The organism is Paenibacillus sp. FSL R5-0912 (assembly GCF_000758605.1).
In the GTDB taxonomy this organism is placed as follows: Bacteria; Bacillota; Bacilli; order Paenibacillales; family Paenibacillaceae; genus Paenibacillus_AQ.
Genome location: NZ_CP009282.1, coordinates 3,215,439 through 3,236,480 on the forward strand (window position 1 = coordinate 3,215,439; position 21,042 = coordinate 3,236,480).

Here is a 21,042-nt window from a genome sequence, read left to right on the forward strand (position 1 = left end):
GTACATCTGTTATATAATATTTATTCTGACCGGTCAACTTTTTATTGACTGTGATATAATACACATTACTCTTTATTCGCGGAGGTCTTATGGTACGTTACAAGAAATCTGAAGAGAAGCGCAAGCAGATCCTGCACGCTGCATTTCGGGCATTGTCCGAGCAGGGCTACGATGCTGTAACCCTGCAGATGATCGCTGATCATGCGGAGGTCAGCAAGGGTGTCGTCCATTATTATTTCGAGAGCAAGGAAGCGGTGCTGGTTGAACTGCTGGAATGGCTGACCGGCAGAATATCTGCCAAGGAGCAGTCCGCTGTGGGGGAACAGCATACCGCAACGGGGAAGCTGACGGCATACATCGGGACTGCGTTTCCCGGTCCGGCGCAGAACCGTGCCTTTTACCGAGTCTATCTGGATTTCCTGGCGCGGGCCAGCCGTATTCCGGTGTACCGGGAGATTAATCAGCGTTTCTATGACAGCTGTGCGGGAATCAGTACGGAGGTGCTGACGCTGGGCCAGCAGGAAGGGATTTTCTCCAAAGAGCTGTCGCCAGAGAAGACTGCCCCGGTGATCCGGGCGATTATTGACGGCTGCCTGATCCAGTGGCTGATGGCCGATAAGGACGAGCTGCATGAGGTGTTCAAGGATTCCTGTTACACGGCAATTCTGAAGGTGCTCAGTGTGTAGAGGGGAGTATACAGAAACCGGAAAGGGGGATAGCATTTGGGGAGAAAATGGCGGAAAATCGTACTTATAGCTGTGGTCTGTCTTGTTCTTGGCGGGGGAGTGTTGTATTGGCTATACGGCACCGGATTCTCTCATGGTCACAGCAGACTGCGGATTAGCGAAGGGACACCCGTACAATATCTGCAGGGTGACGGGGTAGTGATTGTGGATGAAATGGAGCTTAGTTTAGGCAAGCAGAGCCAACCAGACGGCTACATCAGTATCTATAATCATTCGGAGATCTTGTGGAAGAAACCGGTCACGATTCCGGTGGGAGAAGGGCAGCTGATCAAATTCACACAGGGAGGGAGTGCTGTATTTCCTGCTCCTGAGGTTATTTATTATTGGCTGTGTATTCAGCGTCCCGGCAAGCATGCAGAGGATGATCTTGTAACTTACTATATTGAAGCCAAAGTACTGGGAGAAGATGAAGATGCTGCGGCAGACAAGCTGCTAAAGCTTGCGGAGAACTGGGAAGTTCCGGATTGAGCAGGAATTATTATGTACAATTTGTGAACTGTAGTATATTGGACTTAGATTCGTCTGATGAGGGAGGCATATTCTATGTCAATTGCTACAACGATGATTATCCGGCTGGAAATCCGCAAGACTGAAGCGTCTTTCGGGGATGTGGCAGCAAGGCTTGCGTCTGCGGGCGGCGATATCGTGGCGATAGACGTCATCCGTGGCGGCAAGGACGTAACAACCCGGGATCTTACAGTAAATGTGCAGGATGCGGCCAATGAAGAGATTATAAGTGTGCTTAGGAATATGCCGGGTATAAAAGTAATAAACGTTTCAGACCGGACCTTCCTGGCCCATCTCGGCGGCAAAATTGAGATTACTCCGAAGATGCCGATCAAGAACCGGGAGGATCTGTCCCTGGTCTACACACCTGGTGTGGCCCGTGTCTGTATGGCGATTGCCGAAGATCCCGCAAAGGCCTATTCGCTGACGATGAAAAGAAATACGGTAGCTGTCGTCACCGACGGCACCGCAGTGCTCGGTCTTGGCGATATCGGACCGGAGGCCGCGATGCCAGTGATGGAAGGGAAGGCCATGCTGTTCAAGCAGCTGGCGGATATTGATGCTTTTCCGCTGTGTCTGGACACGAAGGACCCGGATGAAATCATCCGGATTGTGAAAGCGGTTGCTCCGGGCTTCGGCGGAATTAATCTGGAGGATATCAGCTCTCCGCGCTGCTTCGAGATTGAGCGGCGGCTGTCAGCCGAGCTGGATATTCCGGTCTTCCATGATGATCAGCACGGAACAGCGGTGGTTGCGCTGGCGGGTCTGCTGAATGCGCTCCACGTGGTGGACAAGGTTATAGCCGATTGCAGAATTGTTGTCGTCGGCATCGGTGCGGCAGGCGTGTCAATCTGCCGTCTGCTGCTGGCGGCAGGGGCGAAGCAGATCTATGCTGTGGACCGGGCAGGGATTCTGAACCGGGACGAAACCTACACCAATTCCGAATGGAGCTGGCTGGCCAAGGCAACGAATCCGGAGAATGTGAGCGGAGGTCTTGACGAAGCGATGCGCGGGGCGGATGTATTCATTGGCGTCTCCGGCGGAGGGATTCTTCAAGTGAAGCATCTGCAGACCATGGCCCCGGACAGCATTGTGTTTGCTATGGCTAACCCTATTCCGGAGATTGAACCGGAGCTGGCTGAGCCTTTTGTCCGCGTGCTGGCCACCGGAAGAAGCGATTATCCGAACCAGATTAATAACGTGCTCTGTTTCCCGGGGATTTTCCGCGGAGCGCTGGACTGCCGGGCGAAGACCGTGAACCTGGAGATGAAGCTGGCCGCAGCACAGGCTATCGCTGCAGTTGTCCATCCGGATGAGCGGAATGAGCAGTACATTATTCCGAGTATTTTTAACGAAAAGGTAGTGGAGCAGGTACGTCTTGCTGTTATCCAGGCTGCGATTGCTACCGGGATAGCGCGGCGTATTCCGCCGGACATCAGCTGAACGGATAGTGCTAACCCGGACAGCGACTTGAATACTAGCAAGGCATATGAAGCTGCGGCCACTATGGCTTGCGGCTTTTTGCAATTTGGGTAATTATGCATTATTAATAAAATGTATCACTCCGCTGAGAGACTAAGATAACGGAATAGAATTGCCAAGGGTTTGGCGGAGGAGGCGAGAGGCAGGGAATAGTTATGATGAACGAAAGGCAGCCCCTGTTCGCACACCTTAGGTTAAAATGGGAGTAAGGACAACCATTTCAGAGCTAAATGCGAAAGGAGCTGTTACTATGAAGAATACCATAAAATACGTAGGTTTGGACGTGTCAAAAGAAAAAATTGCAGTGGCGATTGCAGACGAGGGACGGGACCCCGCACGGTATCACTGAGCGATTGCCCATACGCCAGATGCTGTAGGACGACTCATTCGGAAACTGAAAAGCCCGGAGGTTACTCTTGAAGTCTGCTATGAGGCGGGACCCACCGGGTATGATTTGTATCGCTGGCTGACCAAGATGGGAATTTCCTGCACGGTCATCGCCCCCTCACGTATTCCTCAGCGTTCAGGCGATGCCATTAAAACCGACCGACGGGATGCAGAGCGGCTCGCTCAGCTCCACCGTGCGGGAGAATTGACGGGCATTCATGTACCCACTCCGGAACTCGAGGCTCTTCGGGATCTCATCCGAGCCCGGGAGAATGCTCGGGAAGAACTGCACCGGGCCCGGCAGCACCTCGTTCATTTTCTGTTACGGCACCAGATCCATACCCCGGAAGGGATGAAAAAACGCTGGACGAAACGATACCGGCTGTGGCTCTCTACCTTGACGTTTGAGCATACCGCGCAAGAACGGGTATTCACCAAGATGCAACAACAGTTGCGGGAGGTGGAGGAGCGCATTAAACGGCTAGAGGAGGCCATGCGGAAAGAAGCCGAAATCTGCCCGTACGCCTCTGTGATTCAAGCGCTCCAGGGTCTTCGGGGGATTGCCCTGCTCACGGCCATGACGCTCGTCGTTGAAATCGGGAATTTTGAGCGGTTCCGTTCGCCTGCGCAGCTGATGAGTTACCTGGGACTGGTTCCGCGGGAATCTTCTACAGGACCCAAGACAAGACGGGGCCGCCTGACTAAAACAGGAAATGCCTCCGTAAGGCGTGCTTTGGTGGAATCGGCCTGGAGTTACCGTTACCTTCCGGCGGTCAAAGGCGATTTAGAAAAGCGGTTAGAAGGGCAAAGTGCTCATGTCCAGGAAACGTCATGGAAGGCGCAGGAGAGATTGCACAAAAAATATGTGCAGATGGTCAAACGGGGAAAACACCGAAACTTGGTGATTGCAGCGGTGGGACGGGAATTGGTCGGATTCATTTGGTGTGTTGCGGTAAAGGCAGAAGCAGGAATCGCATAATATAGAACAAGAAAAAGCCTGTCCCCAAAGGATGAATCCTTGGGGCATGGAGACAACGAGAAAGGTTCGAGGAGAATCCACGAAATCCAACTGCACAAAACCCGGATGGGTTTGACGTGCGACAATAGTTTAGGGAAGCTCCTTCGACGTAGGCCTAACATGTGGAACCAACCCACGGATAGCAGTGTGCCAGCCGACGACTCGCATGTTGTCTCCATGCCCAAGGGATTGAAAAAACCTTTGTTAAAAAGGGAAGAAACAGGGGGATTGACAAATTCGTTCATAGCAGTTGGATTTTCTCCACTTGCTCATGAACGGAGAAGCCCTTGCCAAGCAACAGTTGGATAATCAGCACTTACTAGGCTGCAAATAGATCAAAGTGGAGGAAAGAGGTGGAATTAAATAACGTATATCCAACTAATTCGTTAAGTTGCAATGAAAGTTCCAAATTAAGATACAATTATCCAACTATATAGATTGAACTTGAAAATATACTAAAAAGGGAAAAGTGGCGGAGGAAAATTTTGGAACTGTAGGAGCGCCAGCGTCCGCCTTTGTCTGCGGATTTCCACCGCGAACAGCGGGTTAAATTCAAGAAATCTGCAGACGGGCAGCGGCCGGAGGGCCAAACATTCTCTGGAGTCACGGCAATCCCATAATAGAAATAATACAAGTTCAATCTATATAGTATGCAAGTGCCAGTTGTAATTACGATCTGATTTTAGAAAGGAATCAGGTGTTATCAGACTATCCACATCCAATTAAAGCATGGTAGAATATACAATTGAAAACATCTATTCAATTATTCGGGAGGCGCTATGAACCGCAAAATTCATATTATGGGAGCTTCCGGATCGGGGACTACCACACTTGGCAAGGCGCTCGCGGCAAGGCTTCCGCATGTTCATCTGGACAGTGACGATTATTTTTGGGAGCAGAAATATAGTAAGCAAACTCCGGTTGCAGCGCGTCTAAGCAGATTGCGGGCCGATTTGGAGCAACAGGAGCCGTGGATTCTGTCGGGTGCAGTCTGCGGATGGGGAGACGGGCTGCGCGATACGTTTGATCTGGTGATTTTCCTGTGGATACCTGAACAGCTCCGGCTGGAACGCTTACGGGCGAGGGAATATCAGCGCTATGGCGATGCGGGTCTGCCTGGGGGAAGCAAATATGAGGATGTCGAGACCTTCATGGAGTGGGCGGCGCTCTATGATACGGCTGGACCGGAGGTCCGGAGCCGGGCGCTGCATGAGGAATGGATGGCCGGGCTGAATTGTGATGTTATGCGTTTGGAAGGAGATATGTCCGTGGAAGAACGGGTGGCGGCTGTACTGCACCATATGTCCCGGTAATTCCCGGCATGACCGGATCAGGCTTTTTTTCACAATATAAGCTATGGAAAAGAGGGCTAAACATGAAGAAGATCATGCGTGCGCTGCTGCTTCCCGGAGTCATGCTTATGCTGCTTACGTCCTGCAATACGGAAACTACTCATTTCAATTATACTTTTAAAGGCGAGGGTGAAACCTGGTCGGCTGTATATGAGCAGACAGCAAGCCAGAAGCTGATCATCAAAAATGACCGCGTGAAGGATTCCGTATCCAGCAAACGGTATACATTCGATCTTCATTACAAAGGTGAACAGTCAGACCTCGGAGAGATCAAACAGTTCAAATACAGCTATAAAGGGATAAGCGGCGGTGGCAGTCGGACTCAGGAAGGACCCGTTAGGCTCGACATGTTGCACTCAGGAGGGAATGGAACCGGTGCATTTGAGTGGGAGGATTCCGTCATTAAAGTAAATGTGGAATGGGACGGTCACAGTGAGGAATTTGAACTCATAAATGCTAAGTAGGGCAATGTTGTCACTGATTAGGAGAGGCTGCCCAAGATGATTAAAGAGAGGGTTACGGAGGAATGAGCTTAGGGCTGGTTAGGCATTTCAGAGTGCAGCACAAGCCGGAGCGGACCTGGCTGACCGGGGAACAGTTCAATCAATGGATTAAGGAATATGAGACTGCGCCTATTCAGCAGCCTGTACCTATGAGCAGCTTACAAAAATGGGATATTTGTCTGTGCAGTGATCAGGCGAGAGCGTTACATACGGCAAGTTATTTTGATGCTCAAGAGTTCGTATATACAGAGCAGCTAAGAGAAATTGATATAGCAGCCCTGCAGTTAGGTAAATTCAAGCTAAGCGGATTGCGCCTGCCTGTATCCTGCTGGCTTGCGCTTGGACGTTTGTCCTGGACTGCCGGTCATCCCTCTCAACCGGAGAGCAAAGCGGCTGTTCTGCAGCGTGCCCAGATGGTAATAGATTCTCTAGCGGCAGAAGCTGAAGCAGCTGCACCGGAAGGACGTGTGTTGATCGTCAGCCATGGAGCGTTCATGAAGGTGCTTGACCGGGAACTCCGGCGTAGGGGCTATAAGGCAGAACGGATGTTTTTTCCGCGCAATGGGCAATTATATCTGTATGAGAAGAACTAAAGGATTCACAAATATATGAAAGCGGGTCATACATACTATGGTAACGATCGAAGAAATCGGCATTGAATCGCTGGAAGCACTAAACACGCTGTACGAAGAACTGATTGGCGGACCGACAGATCCGGTGAAGCTGGAGACGGCATTCCGGTCCATCCGGGAGGATAGCCGGTATGTATTATTGGGTGCTTTTGTAGACGGGGAATTGCTGGGCTCTATGATGGGGATCGTCTGCCAGGACCTCGTTGGGGATTGCCGCCCGTTCATGGTGATTGAGAATGTAGTGGTCTCTTCGCGAGCTCGCCGGCAGGGCATTGGCAAAAAACTGATGACTGCCCTCGAAGACATCGCCCACGAGCGGGACTGCTACTATATTATCTTCGTGTCGGGAGAGAAGCGGAAGGAAGCGCATGTCTTCTATGAGAAGATGGGCTACAAAGAAGAGCCGGTGGAGGGCTACCGTAAGCATTTGAGCTCGCATTAGGCTAATCAGCCAACCGCCCAAAAGCTCTTAGCTGCAAAAGCTTTTCAATGGTTTTACATGATTTCCACCAGTTCTCGCTGATGGCAAATGCTTCAGGGTACCTGCTGTTGTTGTACCATTCCCAAGGAATAGACCAAACGCCGCTTTCGGGTTTTTGGTCTATTAATGTATCAAGTGCCGCATGGACCTCTTGCTTGTTCGCTTCATAAAATCTGCTTGCCCGCGACTGAACAAACTCAAGAGGGTTCGCCATAAAATTACCGGTTTCGTTACGTATTTTCTCACCAACCAAGCAGGGGATTTGCTTACACAGGAATTCATAGTCAAATTGCTCTGTTAATCCTGCACCTTCAATATCCTCAAGCAAATCACAATAACCACTAACCCCCATATCTCCGTACTCCGTTGTTGATTTCAGTTTTTCAATAAGAATTCCGCTGTAGGATAAAGCCATTGTATACAAGTGTGACTTGCTGTCTCCATAACGAAGAATGAAGCCGGATAGGCTTGCAGTAGTTCCAATACTCTGATAAGTATTTGTCCCAGCATTATAATCCCACCAGACACCATGAGGATAGTCATTATTCGATGGAATTGTAAACATCCAGCCCTCTTCCGTAATATGCTCTGTGTTCTCAAGATACCGGAATATACCCTTGTATATGGGGTGAGATACATCCGTGAAATCTATCTGTCTCAGCATTTTGATCACAATCTGGGCATTATACGGGGTGGAATGAGGGTTCCAGTTATCAGGATCAATGCCATTTCCATAACCGCCGTCGTTATTCTGATAATGCGATAGGGCCGCAAGAACAGGTTCTTTAGTTCCATTTTCAAAATGATACTGAAACAGAGTCAGATCAAGTGCTCTTGCATTACGATAAATCCAGGCCTTAATGTCATTGAAATCATGTATCCATAGTTTTTTCACAACAATCACCTCGTAAATATCTTATAGTCTAACATAGTATTTGTATTGCAAAAATCCGACTTCCCTTCATAAATAACTCCTTCTTCGCCTCCCCCTTCCAAATATTCCGTTTGACCATCCCGATGACAGCGCTTTATAATCCCTTCATGAGTGGCGGACCAGTGGTCATGACTACAGAAGGCGGGGGACAACTGTGAATCAAATATGCAAAGTGCTGATTGTGGACGATGAAATTCTGGTCCGGCAGGGGATTAAATATGTGCTGGACTGGGAACACGAAGGATTTCAGATTGTAGGTGAAGCGGCCAACGGGCAGGAAGCGCTGAATTCGCTGCAGACCCTGCAGCCGCATATCATCATTACCGATATTGTGATGCCGGTGATGGACGGCGAGGAATTAACACGCCTAGTGAAGCGGGATTATCCGGCTACAGAGGTAATCGTGCTGAGCAGCTTCAGTGAATTTCATTATGTGCGCTCCACGTTCCAGAATGGGGTGGCCGATTATATTCTGAAGCCGAAGCTGGAAGCCGGTTCGCTGCTGCAGGTGCTGCAGAAGACCCGGGAACGTATCCCGGGGCTGGGTGCCACCGCGGTTGGAGTTCAGCCGGAAGCGGCACCCCAGCGGCTGGATGCCCTGCTTAGCCGGTTGATCTCAGGCTACCGGCTGCAGCCTGAGGGGGAGGAGTTCGTGAAGCAGCAGCTTCCGCAGGACTGCTTCAGCTTCTTCGGCTGGGAGACCGGGCGAACCGGACCAGCCGGTGTTACCGGTGCCGATAACGCAGACAATGACGCAGACGCATTGACAGCCATCACCGCAGCTGTAACCGGGGAACTGGAACGGAATGTTCCAGGACTGATGCAGTGCATCATCCCTGTTGGCGAGCCGAATGCGGCACTGCTGCTGGTCAACCTGCAAGAAGAGCAGTGGCCGGCGCTCTTGCAGGCTGTGAATAAGCTGGCCCACGCCTTGGCCGGACAAGAGCCTGAGCTGCGCCTGACCCTGAGCCGGGCCTTCGGTTCGCTCAGCGAGGTGGCAGCGGTCTATCAGCAGAGTGTTCTGAAGCTGCGGCAGTACCGCTTCTTTTTGCCGGATCAGGTACTGCTGGTACACGATGAGCTGCCGCAGCGGGAAGCCCAGCTGCCGAAATTCAACCTGACCCAGTTCACGGAGCAGCTGAAGCGCCAGCAGCTGGAGGAGGCGTTCGGCGATCTGCATCAGCATGTCGATGCGCTAAGCCGGCAATATGACGGGGATGTGTTTCAGTTCAAGTCCTTCCTCGGCAATATGATCTTCAATGTGACGAATCAGTTCAGCCATCTGGGAGAGCTGGAGGAAGGGAAATACGGGCTGTTCCGGGCCATAGATGAAGCGGGCTCAGCGGATGGGGCCGTGCGGATTCTCGAACATTTTCTTGCCCGGGTCATGGAGCTGACCTCATCGGCAGCGCTGACACCAGGGAGCAATGCCAATATGGCCAAGCTGCTCCAGTATATGGAGGAGCACTACACCGAGCCGCTGAGTCTTACGGAGCTGGCCCGTCATTTTCATTTCAACCCTTCTTACCTGTCCAGTCTGTTCACGACCTATAACCAGGAGGGATTCAAGGAGCATCTCAATACGATCCGTACAGGCAAGGCGGCGGAATTGCTGCGGGCAGGCGAGGCACCGATTTCCGAGATTAGCAGCATGGTCGGATATGGGGATCACAGCTATTTTTGCAAAGTGTTCAAGAAATATACCGGCTTGTCCCCGAGCGCTTACAGACGTCAGCATTACGGACAGGAGTAGAGCCTATGCGCAGATATTGGGATCGTTTCAAATTCCACAGCCTGTTCATCAAAATATTCATCGTGATGCTAATCAGCATTATTGCTGTAGCCATCGCTTCTTCATGGACCACGGTCCGCATGTCGGAGAAGCTGTTCATGAACACCTTCAGCATTACGAATACCAAGGTGATCAGCCAGATTAAGGCGAGCTTCGAATCGTTTCATTATTCCATCGTTACAGCCACCAACAACACACAGCTGAGCGGCACCATTAAGAGCTTCCTGACGGAAGAGGACTCGAATTCCCTGCGGGTGCTGCGGACTTATTACAATATGACGACCCAGATGAAGAAAATCCAGTCTACTCTGGACTCCTACCAGGTCGGGATCAAAATCATGGGCAAAAACGGACGCAGCTATTCCACCAATACGAACAATCTGCTGATGAGTGACCAGGAGCTGCAGCAGCATGAGCTGACCAGGAATACACTGGCTGAGCCGAAACGGCTGATGTACCAGTTCTATGAGGAGAGCAGTAAGGATTCCCCGCAGAAAGAGGCTGTGATCGTAGCCAGCAAAGCACTCATGGAACGCACAACGGGCGATATTTACGGAACCTTGTATTTTACCATTCATGAGAAGGATTTCCGCCCCTTCTATGCAAGCTTTGTCAGCACCGGGAATGATGTCGCGATTCTGAACAGGGATGGCGTCATTGTCTCGAGCAACCGCAGTGATCTGATGGGCCAGCAGGCGGAGGATTTACTGCAGGTTGCCAAGGAGATTGAAGAGAAGCAGCTGGATTACAAAAATGTTGATTTCCGCGGCACAGATTCCATTCTGATTGCGGATTATCTGTCTTCCTATGATTTCTATATTGTGAATCTGATTGATAAAAAGACAGCTCTCGGCCAGATGGTCAACGGTAAGATGGTGGTGCTGATCTGCTCAGCCATCGTCATCGTGGCCCTGATCGTGGTGTTCCTGATCTTCAGAAGGCTAACCCGGTCGCTAACCTTGCTAACCCGGCAGATGTCCAAGATTACCCAGCGGAACTTCCATAATTACATCACGGTAACCGGCAGCTTTGAATTTCAGGAGCTGGGACATGCCTATAACTATATGCTTGATGAGCTGAATGATTATGTAGAGAAGCTGGTCGAGACACAGAAAGAACAGAGGAATGCCGAACTGGCCGCCCTGCAGCATCAGATTAACCCGCATTTTCTGTATAATACGCTGGCCTCGGTCAACTTCCTGGTGCAGCAGGGCAGCCAAGAGAAGGCGGTTCACACGATTCATGCCCTGATCTCGATGCTGCAGAATGCGCTGAGTAACGTCAGTGAGAGCATCACGGTAGCGCAGGAGCTGGAGAATCTGAAGTCCTATGTGTTTATCAACCATGTGCGCTACGGGGAACGGATCAGAGTGAATTTCTTCATCACACCGGACTGTATGGACTTCCATCTGCCGAAGCTGATCATTCAGCCGTTTATTGAGAATGCTTTTTTTCATGCGTTTACGAAGAAAAGCGGGGGATATATTCATATCCTCATCTCCCAGGATGCCGGTTCCCTGGTCTGTGAGGTTGTCGACAATGGAGACGGTATGGATACCGGAGAGGCCGATCTCTCCATGTCCGGGCCTGCGAGTAAGCGCCAGCTGTTCACCGGGATTGGGATCAAGAATGTGCATGACCGGCTGGTGCTGATGTACGGCGAAGAGTACGGAATTACTATTAAAAGCGTCCCTGGTGAGGGGACAGCTATTAAAATACGCTTGCCGCTCCTGAGGGGACAAAAATAATACAAATATCTAAAAAAAGAACAAATTGCAGATAGGTAGCGCTTACAATAAGGCGATAAAATGACAAATCCCTATAAAGTAAGTTCTAACGGCTCCTCTTACGCGGATGATAAGATTACTTATGTAATAAATAAGCGCTTACATTAAAGCGGACTCATAAAAGCGCATTAAAGGGGAGGATTACAAATGAAAAAAGGCATTGCGTTATTGCTGATTTGCCTGCTTTTGCTTACTGCCTGCAGCTCCAATTCGAACTCGGGCTCCGGCTCCAAGAACACAGGGAATGCAGCTGCGGACAACGGAACATCTGGAAACACAGCAACCACAGAACCTGCCCATGCAAAAGAAATTACAATTTGGGCCTGGGACCCTGCATTCAATATTGCCGCACTGGAAGTGGCCAAAGCGGAATATGCCAAAACCAACCCTGATGTAAAAATCAACATTGTAGAATATGCACAGGCTGATATTATCCAAAAGCTGAACACAGGGCTGAACTCTGGAACAACCAAAGGCCTGCCGAATATCGTGCTGATTGAGGACTACCGTTCCCAGAGCTTCCTGCAATCGTATAAGGATTCCTTCTACGACCTGAGCGGCTCGATCAAAGGCTCTGACTTCGCGGATTACAAAAGCGGTCCGACCAGCCTGGACGGCAAGCAGTACGGAATTCCTTTTGACTCCGGCGTAACCGGACTCTATGCCAGAACCGATTATCTGGAGCAGGCAGGCTATAAGCTGTCTGATCTGCAGGATATTGACTGGAACAAATATATTGAAATCGGCAAAGCCGTGAAAGAGAAGACCGGCAAGGCGCTGATTACTCTGGACCCGAACGACCTTGGACTGATCCGTGTGATGATTCAATCCGCCGGTGAATGGTATCTGAAGGAAGACGGTAAGACGCCGAATATTGCCGGCAATGCGCCGCTGAAGGAAGCATTTGAAATCTATAAACAAATTATGGAATCCAATGTGGCTAAGGTGCATGCAGACTGGAGCCAGTTCGTAGCTGCGCTGAACAGCGGGGACGTCGCTTCGGTACCGACAGGCAACTGGATCACTCCATCGATCACAGCTGAAGCCACACAATCCGGCAAATGGGGGATCGCACCGCTTCCCAAGCTGACTGCGAATGAATCGGTTCATGCCTCGAATCTTGGCGGAAGCTCATGGTATGTGATGAATGTGGACGGCAAGGAAACAGCAGCTGACTTCATGGCCAAGACCTTCGGCTCTAATGTGGAAATGTATCAGAAGCTGCTCACGGACATCGGTGTAATCGGTACCTTCAAAGCGGCTGCAGGCGGAGAAGCTTACACCCAGGCCAATGAATTCTTCAGCGGCCAGAAGATTGTATCGGATTTCGCCGCCTGGACAGAGCAGATTCCAAGTGTCAATTACGGCATCAACACCTACGCCATTGAAGACATCCTCATTGTAGAGATGCAGAATTATCTGAACGGCAAGGACATTGACAGTGTGCTGAGCGATGCCCAGGCCCAGGCTGAATCACAGATTAAATAGCTGAGTCTTGCACACAGGTAAACCTTGGGCGTGGCCTGCGGCTTCCGGGCTTTCAGGAGGGCGGGGCAGCGTCCGGGGTTTATTATTTCTTACCATGAAGGGGCTGGGCCGATGTGAAAAAAACAAATTCTAACGTTAGTATCCGCACCAAAAGCGTATTGACCGGATGGTCCTTCGTCCTGCTTGCGGTCATTTTGATCTTCGTCTTCTATTTCTACCCGATGCTACAGGCGCTGATTCTGTCGTTCCAGACAGGAACCGGCAGCAATCTTACCTTCACCGGATTCGACAACTATACACGGCTGCTGTCTGACAAGACTTTTATCGTTTCTGTAAAAAACACCTTCATTTATCTGCTGGTTCAAGTGCCGCTGATGATTGTGCTGGCACTGTTTATTTCAGTGCTGCTGAACGACAGCAAGCTGAAGTTCAAAGGGTTTTTCCGGACGGCGATCTTCCTGCCCTGTGTAACCTCGCTGGTTGCCTATTCTGTAGTGTTCAAGTATTTGTTCGCTGGTAACGGTCTGGTGAATACCATGCTGCTGAAGCTCCATCTGGTCAGTGCCCCGATTGAATGGATCACCGATCCGTTCTGGGCCAAAATTACGATTATTATCGCGATCACCTGGCGCTGGACGGGGTACAATATGATCTTTTACCTGTCCGCTCTGCAAAATATTGATCATTCCATTTACGAGGCCGCCAGAATTGATGGGGCTTCTGCATCGCGGCAATTCTTCGGAATTACTGTCCCGCTGCTGAAGCCGATCATCCTGTTTACCTCGATCACATCCACCATCGGTACCCTGCAGCTGTTCGATGAGGTCATGAATATTACGAAGGGCGGTCCGGGGAATGCAACACAGACGATCTCCCAGTACATTTATAATTTGTCGTTCAAATATTCAGCGGACTTCGGCTATGCAGCCACCGTATCGTATTCCATCGTGATTATGATTGCGCTGCTGTCGGTCATCCAGTTCAAAGTGGCAGGTGATAAAAATGGCTAAGAGTAAACGTTTCTTCTTGTATCTGTTCCTCAGCATCGCGGCCATTGTCTCGATCTTCCCGTTCTTATGGATGGTGGTCAGCTCCACGAACCAGTCGGTCGACGTCACCCGCGGGCGGCTGCTGCCCGGAACACATCTGCTGGATAATTTCCAGAAGCTGCTGGATACCACAGACCTGCAGTTATCCTTGATCAATTCCGCTAAAATCTCGATAACCACAACGCTGCTGGCGCTGCTGATTGCCTCGCTGGCCGGTTATGGCTTCGAAGTCTTCCGCAGCCGCTCGAAGGATGTTGTGTTCAACATCCTGCTGTTGTCGATGATGATTCCGTTCGCCGCGCTGATGATTCCGCTGTACCGGATGTTCGGCAAGATTTCGAATGTGTTCCCGTGGATGGGCATTGATACGATGACTTCGGTCATTCTGCCTACGGTGACCACGGCCTTCCTGATCTTCTTCTTCCGGCAGAGCACGAAGATGTTTCCGAAGGAGCTGCTGGAGGCCGGCCGGATGGATGGGCTCAGCGAGCTGGGCATCTTCCTGCGCATCTATCTGCCGACCATGAAAACGACCTACGCCGCGGGGGCAATCATCACGTTCATGTCAAGCTGGAACAATTATCTCTGGCCGCTGATCGTGCTGCAGACCCCGCAGACGAAGACGATGCCGCTCCTGATCTCGACACTCGGTTCGGGCTACGCCCCGGACTACGGCATGATTATGATCGCGATTGTAATCGGCACGATCCCGACTGCGCTGGTATTCTTTTTGATGCAGAAGCAGTTTGTGGCTGGGATGATCGGGTCGGTGAAATGAACAGAAGAGTTCACTTGGGGCGGGGCGTAGCTAGGGTGGATATTTTGGACTTCCGGCCGCTGTTGTCTCCAGATTTCTTGATTCTAGCCGCTTATAGCGGATGAAATCCGGAGACAAAGGCGGACGCTACCGCTCCTACAGTTCCAAAAATCCCCCTCCGTACGCAAGCCCTGTTGTAAAATTCTTAAGTTCATTTATGTGGGGTGTGGCAGGGGAGAATCGCGAAAGAGGCAAGCAGCAGAAAGGATGCTGCTTGCCTCTTTTTCTTGCTTATTTTACTAAACGAGGGTTAAATTAGGGGGGGAGAGGGATAAGATGAGATGCTTAACTGCGGACATTCATCCATAATGTGGCGGCTGGAGCGGTGTTCGTTCAACAATGCAGCAATTGATGTATTCATCCCCAAGCGGAATTCAGCAATAGTTGTATTCTGTACACTTAAAAACAGCGAAAAGGTAGACTCGCCTCTTTTAAGTGTAGTTTGTACAACTAAATTTGCTTGAATGGGTGAGAACCCATCTACATGGGCTTTTTAATTGTACGAAATACAACTAAACGGAGAATCGTTTGTAAATCAGACGTTTTAGTTGTACAAAGTGCAGTTAAGCGTAACAGAGGATGGACCGTAATCGGGTGATGTCAAACCTAAGCAGGCGATTTACCAAGGTTTTGTCATTAGGTTTAACCTGATACGGGTACTATTTTAATCGTTGCATGCGTTAACTTAACAAGAGCCGCAGTAGCGGGAGCGCTGCATTATTCCAAACGGAGCAGAATGAGAGGATGATTGTTACTATGAAGCAGAGAAAGAAGTTACTCGTGTTGCTGCTGACAACGGGAATGAGCTTGGCGTTATTAATAGGGGGTAGTACGGGGAAGGTGCAGGCAGCGCCTAAGGAATATCCGGTACTGCTCAAGATCAACGAGTATTATGTGCTCTATACGGCACCGAAGGCGCCTTATGTGGATTCACAGGGACGAATGATGATTCCATTGCGCTCGATCAGCGAGCTGCTCGGGGCGAAGGTCAGCTTCGATGCCAACAGTAAAACGGCTACAATCGGGATGGATGATGTAACGGTTAAGTTCACGATAAGGTCGAAGTCTGTTTCGGTTAACGGGGTTGCCGGCTCCATGGATACGATTCCGGTATTGGAGCAAAATTCGATGTTCATCCCGGTCAGTGTTCTGGCGGGCAGTTTGGGCATCGTGAGTAAATGGGATCAGAATAATCATCTCTATACATTGACAGGGGACACTCTGATGCAGACGGATATTATTAAATTAGCGATAGAGGATTTGGAGAGAAGCGCCTTTGGAGCACCGCCGGGGGCGATTATCAGCAACAATGCTTTCCGTCCTGTCTCGTATACGTATGACGCGGCAAAGGGCAGCTTTACTGTTAAATCGCAGAATATAACCGGAAATGATATTCCGGCAGGAGCAGCGGATGTAGCCGCATATGTGGTGTTTAAAGATTCGGTTCAGTTCCCGGTGCCGAGACGGGAAAGACCGGCTGTCAGGAAGGACGGGTTCACCTTGGTTACCGCTCAGAAGCAATCGCCCTATCCCCCGCTTTATTTGCTTGTCAAAGGGAGGCTGCTGGACCGCTCCCCCATATAAATACCTGAACAAAGGTGGAATCAGATGATGATAGATATGCAGGAAATCGTAAACGCTGTTAGCGGCTTGAAGCACCGCTTGATGAACGTATCGCGGCACCGGTTGCCAGCCTGCTGGGATACTACGCAAGTCTGATGGATTCTCCCAAAAAGCGGGCATTCTGGGACTCCTCACCGGATTGTACGCATGTGCATATCGTATGCGGTGATTCCTTCCCTGAAGGCATGAAGCAAGCGTTGACAGGGCTGGGCTGGACAGACTCGCACAAGCTTGTTACACTCCGGGAGAATTATGCCATAGGTCCGCTGGGCCAGCTGGACTCGCCGGAGGGAAGGAAGGCCCGGAGTGAGTGGTTCCTCCAGAATATCCTGGGATACTCTACCGCCACTGATGAGTGCGAAGAAATGTATACGGAGCTTATGGACAAGCTTGTGCAGGTAGGTTTCCGACAGCAATGAGATTCTACAGTGTCAGACGCAAAGCAAACTGAGCAGGGAAACAGAACGTTGAATGCCGGAAGTTGAAAATTACATTACAATTCAGGAGGCAGCCTATGCAAACATTATTCCGTTATAACTGGATGGTCCGCGAGGAATGGTACAAATGGTGTGAGGAGCTGCCGGAAGAGGAGCTGCTGAAGGAACGAACAGGCGGAATGGGCGGAATTCTGAAGACACTTGTGCATATTATCGATGTGGAATTGAGCTGGATCCGGGATATGGAGGGTAAGCCTGATGTTCGGGCAGATTTCCCGGAATATAACACTCTGCAGAAGATCAGGGAGCTGGATGCAAGGTTCCGGCCGGAGGTGGAGCAGTTCGTGCTGGCCTGGCATGAGGGGCTGGAGCAGAACATACTGAAGGATGAGCGGGCGGATGGACGGGTAATTGAGGATACCTGGGGTGAGATTATGCGCCATATTATCGCTCATGAGATTCATCATTCCGGCCAGCTCTCTGTATGGTCCAGGGAGCTGGGCAGGAAGCCGGTATCCGCCAATCTGGTAGGCAGAGGGCTTGCGGGCATTTTGCCGGGCAGAGAATAAAGGGTGCGTTTAGTCACCTTTCAGACTTGATTTTACACTGCCAGCAGGCATGAACAAGATACAAATCTGAGTGTTGAAAAGGCTGCCGCCAAGGCGGGCGAAGCTTAGATTAGCTTTACAGCTCCGGCGGAAACCAAAGGTGACGCAGATCCACCCAGCCCTGGCTGTTGAACGTAACGCCGCGCACGGAGGGCAGATAAGCAGTTTCGGCAGGCTTTTCATACAGGATATGTAGCTGATGATCCTGGGTCAAGGTGTCCTCTATGATCTTGAAGCCCTCTGTCCGGGCAGCCGTATCAGGCTCGCGGGTGATCATCTGCAGTCTGCCTTCGATGTCGGCGCGGGTTCGCGGCTCGATATGCTGCGAGAGGGTCAGATACAGATCGTACAGCCGCAGCTGTTCATCCTGATCGCGGAGTAGCGAGAAGACAATCAAATCCGATTGCAGGCGGATCGGTCCTTTGAATTCCTCCGGGGATACGGAGACCACCTTACAGGAATATCCGTGCTGCTTCAGCCTTGAGGCAATGTATTCAGCGTCCCCGGCATACTGCGGAATGGTGGCAATTTGCAGTGCCGCCGCCGGAAGACCGGCTGAATGCCTGAAAGGTTCACGGGGAGCTTCATGCAGACAGGACAGAATATCGGCACGGAGAAGGGGATCGCTTAGCGGTCCCTTTTTTTTGGTGTTGCAGGTGACGAATTTGCGTACCGAGGATTCGGAATGAATCTTGCTCAGGGAGCCGGTACCCGCTGCCTGCGGATTCGGAATGACATGGAAGCCCGAACCCGTCTCGGAGGGTCCCGGCGCAAGCCCCCAGGGTACATAGATGATTTCCACACGATCCAGATGGGCCCGCCCCTGAAAATAATAAGGAAACACCTCCAGCACGCAAGTATCCTCGCTCATCTCTACTACCTTGAAAGGTCCCGTTCCCGCAGGTCTTCGTCCAAATACATTCTCACCGATGGACTGTAGGTCACGGGGGACGATCGCCGCCCGGCTGGTGCAGAGGAACGGGAGGAAGAGCTCGTTCGGCTTCTTCAGCAGAATGCGGACGGTGGAGGCATTCAGGGCTCTAACTTCCTGAATTTCCTTGAAAATATAGCTGTACAGCGTCCGCTGTGAGGTAGACATCATCCGTTCAAACGAGTAGACCACATCCTCGGCGGTCAGTACCTTGCCGTGATGGAACAGGACTTCTTTGCGCAGATGGAAGGTCCACGCGGTACGGGCTTCGTCGGTCTCCCAGGCATGGGCCAGACCGGGAATCACTTTGCCGCGTTCGCCGCTACGGCCGACAAGACCGTCAAAGACATGGCTGGAAACAAAAGACTCTGCCAGCAGATTCATATACAGCGGATCGAAGGTGTGCAACTGCTGCGTGACCGGCAGCCGCAGCGTATCAATCCGTTTGTCACTCTGCATCTCGGCATGATGCCCGAAGTAAGCCAGCAGCCAGCCCTGTAGTGTATCCTGCAGGGCGGAGGTGCGGGCATGTCCGCGGATTCCCTCCAGAGCGCTGCTGATATCCTTGCTGCTGATGGCCTGCATCATGGATTCCAGGGCAATATCCTCGGAGGCTGCGAGGAACACCAGCTTGGAGCGCCGCCCCCGTCCACGGCTGGGCGTCCAGGTGATCCAGTTCATTTCTACCATTTTGCGGATCACATGCAGCGCGTTGCGGTGGGTACAGCCGAGGGTCAAGGCCAGCTCATCCAGGGTAACAAGGACCTCTGCCGGGCCTCCATGATGCGAATGCAGCTTCAGAAATTGGCTGTGCAGCTTCATCTATAAGCTCTCCTTTTACAAAATAGGAAATTAATAATAATATATTTCTCTTTTTCTTCTTATTTTATCAGCTAGAATCAGGGTAGGAAAGTAAAAAGATGGAGGAATTTACCATGGACAATCAAACCGTATCCAAACCGGGGTTTGCGCGCGTTGTTATGTTGGCCGCGTTTCTGCTTGCGCTTGTGCATCAGTACCTGTTCTACGGCAAGATGCCCGGAATCTCTTACCCGATTTTTGTAGTGCTGTTCTACGCGTTTATGTTCTATTTCGGCAAGGAGAAGCTGCGTAAGCACAACTGGTTCAGCTATATGTGGATGGGTTCAGTCTTCCTTTTGTCGCTGACGTACGCACTGTTTGGCAACTGGTTTTTCTTCGGACTTAATTTTCTTGTCATTCCGGCGGTGATTCTATTACATATGACTTATATGCTCAGTTACCGCCTGCCCTCCTGGGGCGGCTTCGGGCTGATCGGAGCGGCTTTGGAGCATTTCTTCCCCCAGAGCCTGCGCCACTGGAACACAGCGGTGAAGCTGTTACGCCGTAGCCAGGGCGGGGTGTCTAATGCACGCAAGCAGGTTCTTATCCGTATTGTGATCGGGCTGCTGATTTCCGTTCCGCTGCTGCTGATCGTCACCTCGCTTCTCTCCACGGCGGATGGGGTATTCAACCGGCTGCTGTCAGAGCTCCCGGGTTACTTTGACAATATCTCCTTTGGCGAATGGATCAGCAGGGCGTTGTGGATTATCCTGCTTGGCCTCGGGATGTTCGGCTTTGTGTGGGGGTTCATTGACAGTAAGTCCTATATCCGGACCTATCCGCCTAGCGGGCTGGATACTCTAACAGAGCAGGATGTGAACGAACCGGAAGAGGAAAGCATCGGCGTTGATGATCCGATCATCATTACTACGGTTCTGGCGGTGATCAATGCCGTATACATGCTGTTTGTGAGCGTGCAATTCTCGTATTTGTTCGGAGCCTGGGAAGGCATTCTGCCGGATGGCAAGACGTATGCGGATTATGCGCGGAGCGGATTCTTTGAGCTGATTCTGGTGACAGCGATCAATTTCGCTATTCTGCTGCTCTCCTTGCTGGCGGTGCGCAAAGCAGGCGGCGGGCTAAAGCGGGTAATTCAGATTCTGCTCTATATTCTGGTTCTGTGCTCCATGGTCATGCTCTACTCTGCATACGCCCGCCTGACATTGTATGAAGAGGCGTATGGCTATACCTATATCCGCTTCCTGGTGCATGCTTTCATGATCTTCCTCGGACTGCTGCTTGTTCTGGCTGCGGTGCGGATCAGCCGGGCAGAATTCCCGTTGCTTAAGTGTTACATCGTGCTTGGTTTGCTTTCTTATGTGCTGATGAACTATATCGGGATGGATCATATTATCGCCAGGCAGAATATTCAGCGGTACGCCGCAAGCGGCACCCTGGATGCCAATTATCTGGCCGGACTGTCCGCGGATGTGGTTCCGGAGCTAATTGAGTTCAGCAAGCAGGAGAAAGGTATTCTTGACGAAGCGCTGCGCAGCCGTTTGTCTGACCGGTCAGAGCCGCTGAAGAGCTGGCCATCCTTCAATCTAGCCAAATTCCAGGAGCGTAGGGAACTGGAACAATATTTTGAGAAGGGCGTTGCACACTAA

The 21,042-nt window shown here is 51.0% G+C and carries 19 protein-coding genes; 17 read left to right on the forward strand and 2 right to left on the reverse strand.

All coding sequences use genetic code 11. From position 1 onward, the window contains the following. Positions 1-89: 89 nt before the first annotated feature. The 8 genes from R50912_RS13380 to R50912_RS13415 all read left to right on the forward strand — a co-directional run bounded on the left by R50912_RS13380 (position 90) and on the right by R50912_RS13415 (position 7,069). A complete protein-coding gene (locus tag R50912_RS13380; RefSeq protein ID WP_042235446.1) occupies positions 90-686 on the forward strand; it encodes a TetR/AcrR family transcriptional regulator in 597 nt (198 codons plus the stop codon). Positions 687-722: 36 nt separating this feature from the next. Further along, positions 723-1,214, forward strand: coding sequence for a hypothetical protein (locus tag R50912_RS13385; RefSeq protein ID WP_042235448.1), 492 nt, complete (start codon positions 723-725; stop codon positions 1,212-1,214). A 75-nt stretch (positions 1,215-1,289) separates the two neighbouring features. After that, the gene (locus R50912_RS13390) at positions 1,290-2,696 is read left to right on the forward strand and encodes an NAD-dependent malic enzyme (protein WP_042235450.1); all 1,407 of its coding nucleotides are present in this window, start codon (positions 1,290-1,292) and stop codon (positions 2,694-2,696) included. A 433-nt stretch (positions 2,697-3,129) separates the two neighbouring features. Further along, a complete protein-coding gene (locus R50912_RS13395; protein WP_231637892.1) occupies positions 3,130-4,101 on the forward strand; it encodes an IS110 family RNA-guided transposase in 972 nt (323 codons plus the stop codon). A gap of 818 nt (positions 4,102-4,919) precedes the next feature. Beyond that, positions 4,920-5,453 carry an AAA family ATPase gene (locus tag R50912_RS13400; protein WP_042235452.1) on the forward strand — a complete coding sequence of 178 codons (534 nt, stop codon included), beginning with the start codon at positions 4,920-4,922 and terminating at the stop codon, positions 5,451-5,453. Positions 5,454-5,515: 62 nt separating this feature from the next. Then, positions 5,516-5,956 carry a hypothetical protein gene (locus tag R50912_RS13405; RefSeq protein WP_042235454.1) on the forward strand — a complete coding sequence of 147 codons (441 nt, stop codon included), beginning with the start codon at positions 5,516-5,518 and terminating at the stop codon, positions 5,954-5,956. A gap of 62 nt (positions 5,957-6,018) precedes the next feature. After that, positions 6,019-6,588, forward strand: coding sequence for a histidine phosphatase family protein (locus R50912_RS13410; RefSeq protein ID WP_042235455.1), 570 nt, complete (start codon positions 6,019-6,021; stop codon positions 6,586-6,588). Positions 6,589-6,625: 37 nt separating this feature from the next. Continuing rightward, positions 6,626-7,069 (forward strand): GNAT family N-acetyltransferase, encoded by a 444-nt coding sequence (locus tag R50912_RS13415; protein ID WP_042235456.1) that lies wholly within the window; start codon positions 6,626-6,628, stop codon positions 7,067-7,069. Position 7,070: 1 nt separating this feature from the next. Here the strand turns inward: R50912_RS13415 and R50912_RS13420 are convergent, their stop codons facing one another. Continuing rightward, positions 7,071-8,003, reverse strand: a complete 933-nt coding sequence (locus R50912_RS13420) for a hypothetical protein (RefSeq protein ID WP_042235457.1) — start codon at positions 8,001-8,003, stop codon at positions 7,071-7,073. Between the two features lie 193 nt (positions 8,004-8,196). Between R50912_RS13420 and R50912_RS13425 the strand changes: the two genes are divergently transcribed. The 8 genes from R50912_RS13425 to R50912_RS13460 all read left to right on the forward strand — a co-directional run bounded on the left by R50912_RS13425 (position 8,197) and on the right by R50912_RS13460 (position 17,604). Beyond that, a complete protein-coding gene (locus tag R50912_RS13425; protein ID WP_042235458.1) occupies positions 8,197-9,795 on the forward strand; it encodes a response regulator transcription factor in 1,599 nt (532 codons plus the stop codon). Positions 9,796-9,800: 5 nt separating this feature from the next. Further along, a complete protein-coding gene (locus tag R50912_RS13430) occupies positions 9,801-11,582 on the forward strand; it encodes a sensor histidine kinase (RefSeq protein ID WP_042235460.1) in 1,782 nt (593 codons plus the stop codon). 186 nt (positions 11,583-11,768) lie between these two features. Then, positions 11,769-13,109 (forward strand): ABC transporter substrate-binding protein, encoded by a 1,341-nt coding sequence (locus R50912_RS13435; protein WP_042235461.1) that lies wholly within the window; start codon positions 11,769-11,771, stop codon positions 13,107-13,109. 113 nt (positions 13,110-13,222) lie between these two features. Beyond that, positions 13,223-14,119 (forward strand): carbohydrate ABC transporter permease, encoded by an 897-nt coding sequence (locus R50912_RS13440; protein WP_042235463.1) that lies wholly within the window; start codon positions 13,223-13,225, stop codon positions 14,117-14,119. Next, positions 14,112-14,936, forward strand: coding sequence for a carbohydrate ABC transporter permease (locus R50912_RS13445; protein ID WP_042235465.1), 825 nt, complete (start codon positions 14,112-14,114; stop codon positions 14,934-14,936). Before R50912_RS13440 ends, R50912_RS13445 begins: the two co-directional genes overlap by 8 nt. Positions 14,937-15,731: 795 nt before the next feature. After that, positions 15,732-16,559 (forward strand): stalk domain-containing protein, encoded by an 828-nt coding sequence (locus R50912_RS33285; protein WP_052416293.1) that lies wholly within the window; start codon positions 15,732-15,734, stop codon positions 16,557-16,559. 134 nt (positions 16,560-16,693) lie between these two features. Beyond that, positions 16,694-17,017: a DUF1835 domain-containing protein gene (locus R50912_RS13455; protein WP_052416294.1), complete on the forward strand. Its 324-nt coding sequence runs from the start codon at positions 16,694-16,696 to the stop codon at positions 17,015-17,017. A 95-nt stretch (positions 17,018-17,112) separates the two neighbouring features. Continuing rightward, positions 17,113-17,604: a DinB family protein gene (locus R50912_RS13460; protein WP_042235466.1), complete on the forward strand. Its 492-nt coding sequence runs from the start codon at positions 17,113-17,115 to the stop codon at positions 17,602-17,604. Between the two features lie 115 nt (positions 17,605-17,719). On the opposite strand, the gene R50912_RS13465 is transcribed toward R50912_RS13460, so the two are convergent. Next, complete coding sequence (locus R50912_RS13465) at positions 17,720-19,396, reverse strand: ABC transporter substrate-binding protein (RefSeq protein ID WP_042235468.1); 1,677 nt, start codon at positions 19,394-19,396, stop codon at positions 17,720-17,722. Between the two features lie 113 nt (positions 19,397-19,509). Between R50912_RS13465 and R50912_RS13470 the strand changes: the two genes are divergently transcribed. Beyond that, positions 19,510-21,042, forward strand: coding sequence for a DUF4153 domain-containing protein (locus R50912_RS13470; protein WP_052416840.1), 1,533 nt, complete (start codon positions 19,510-19,512; stop codon positions 21,040-21,042).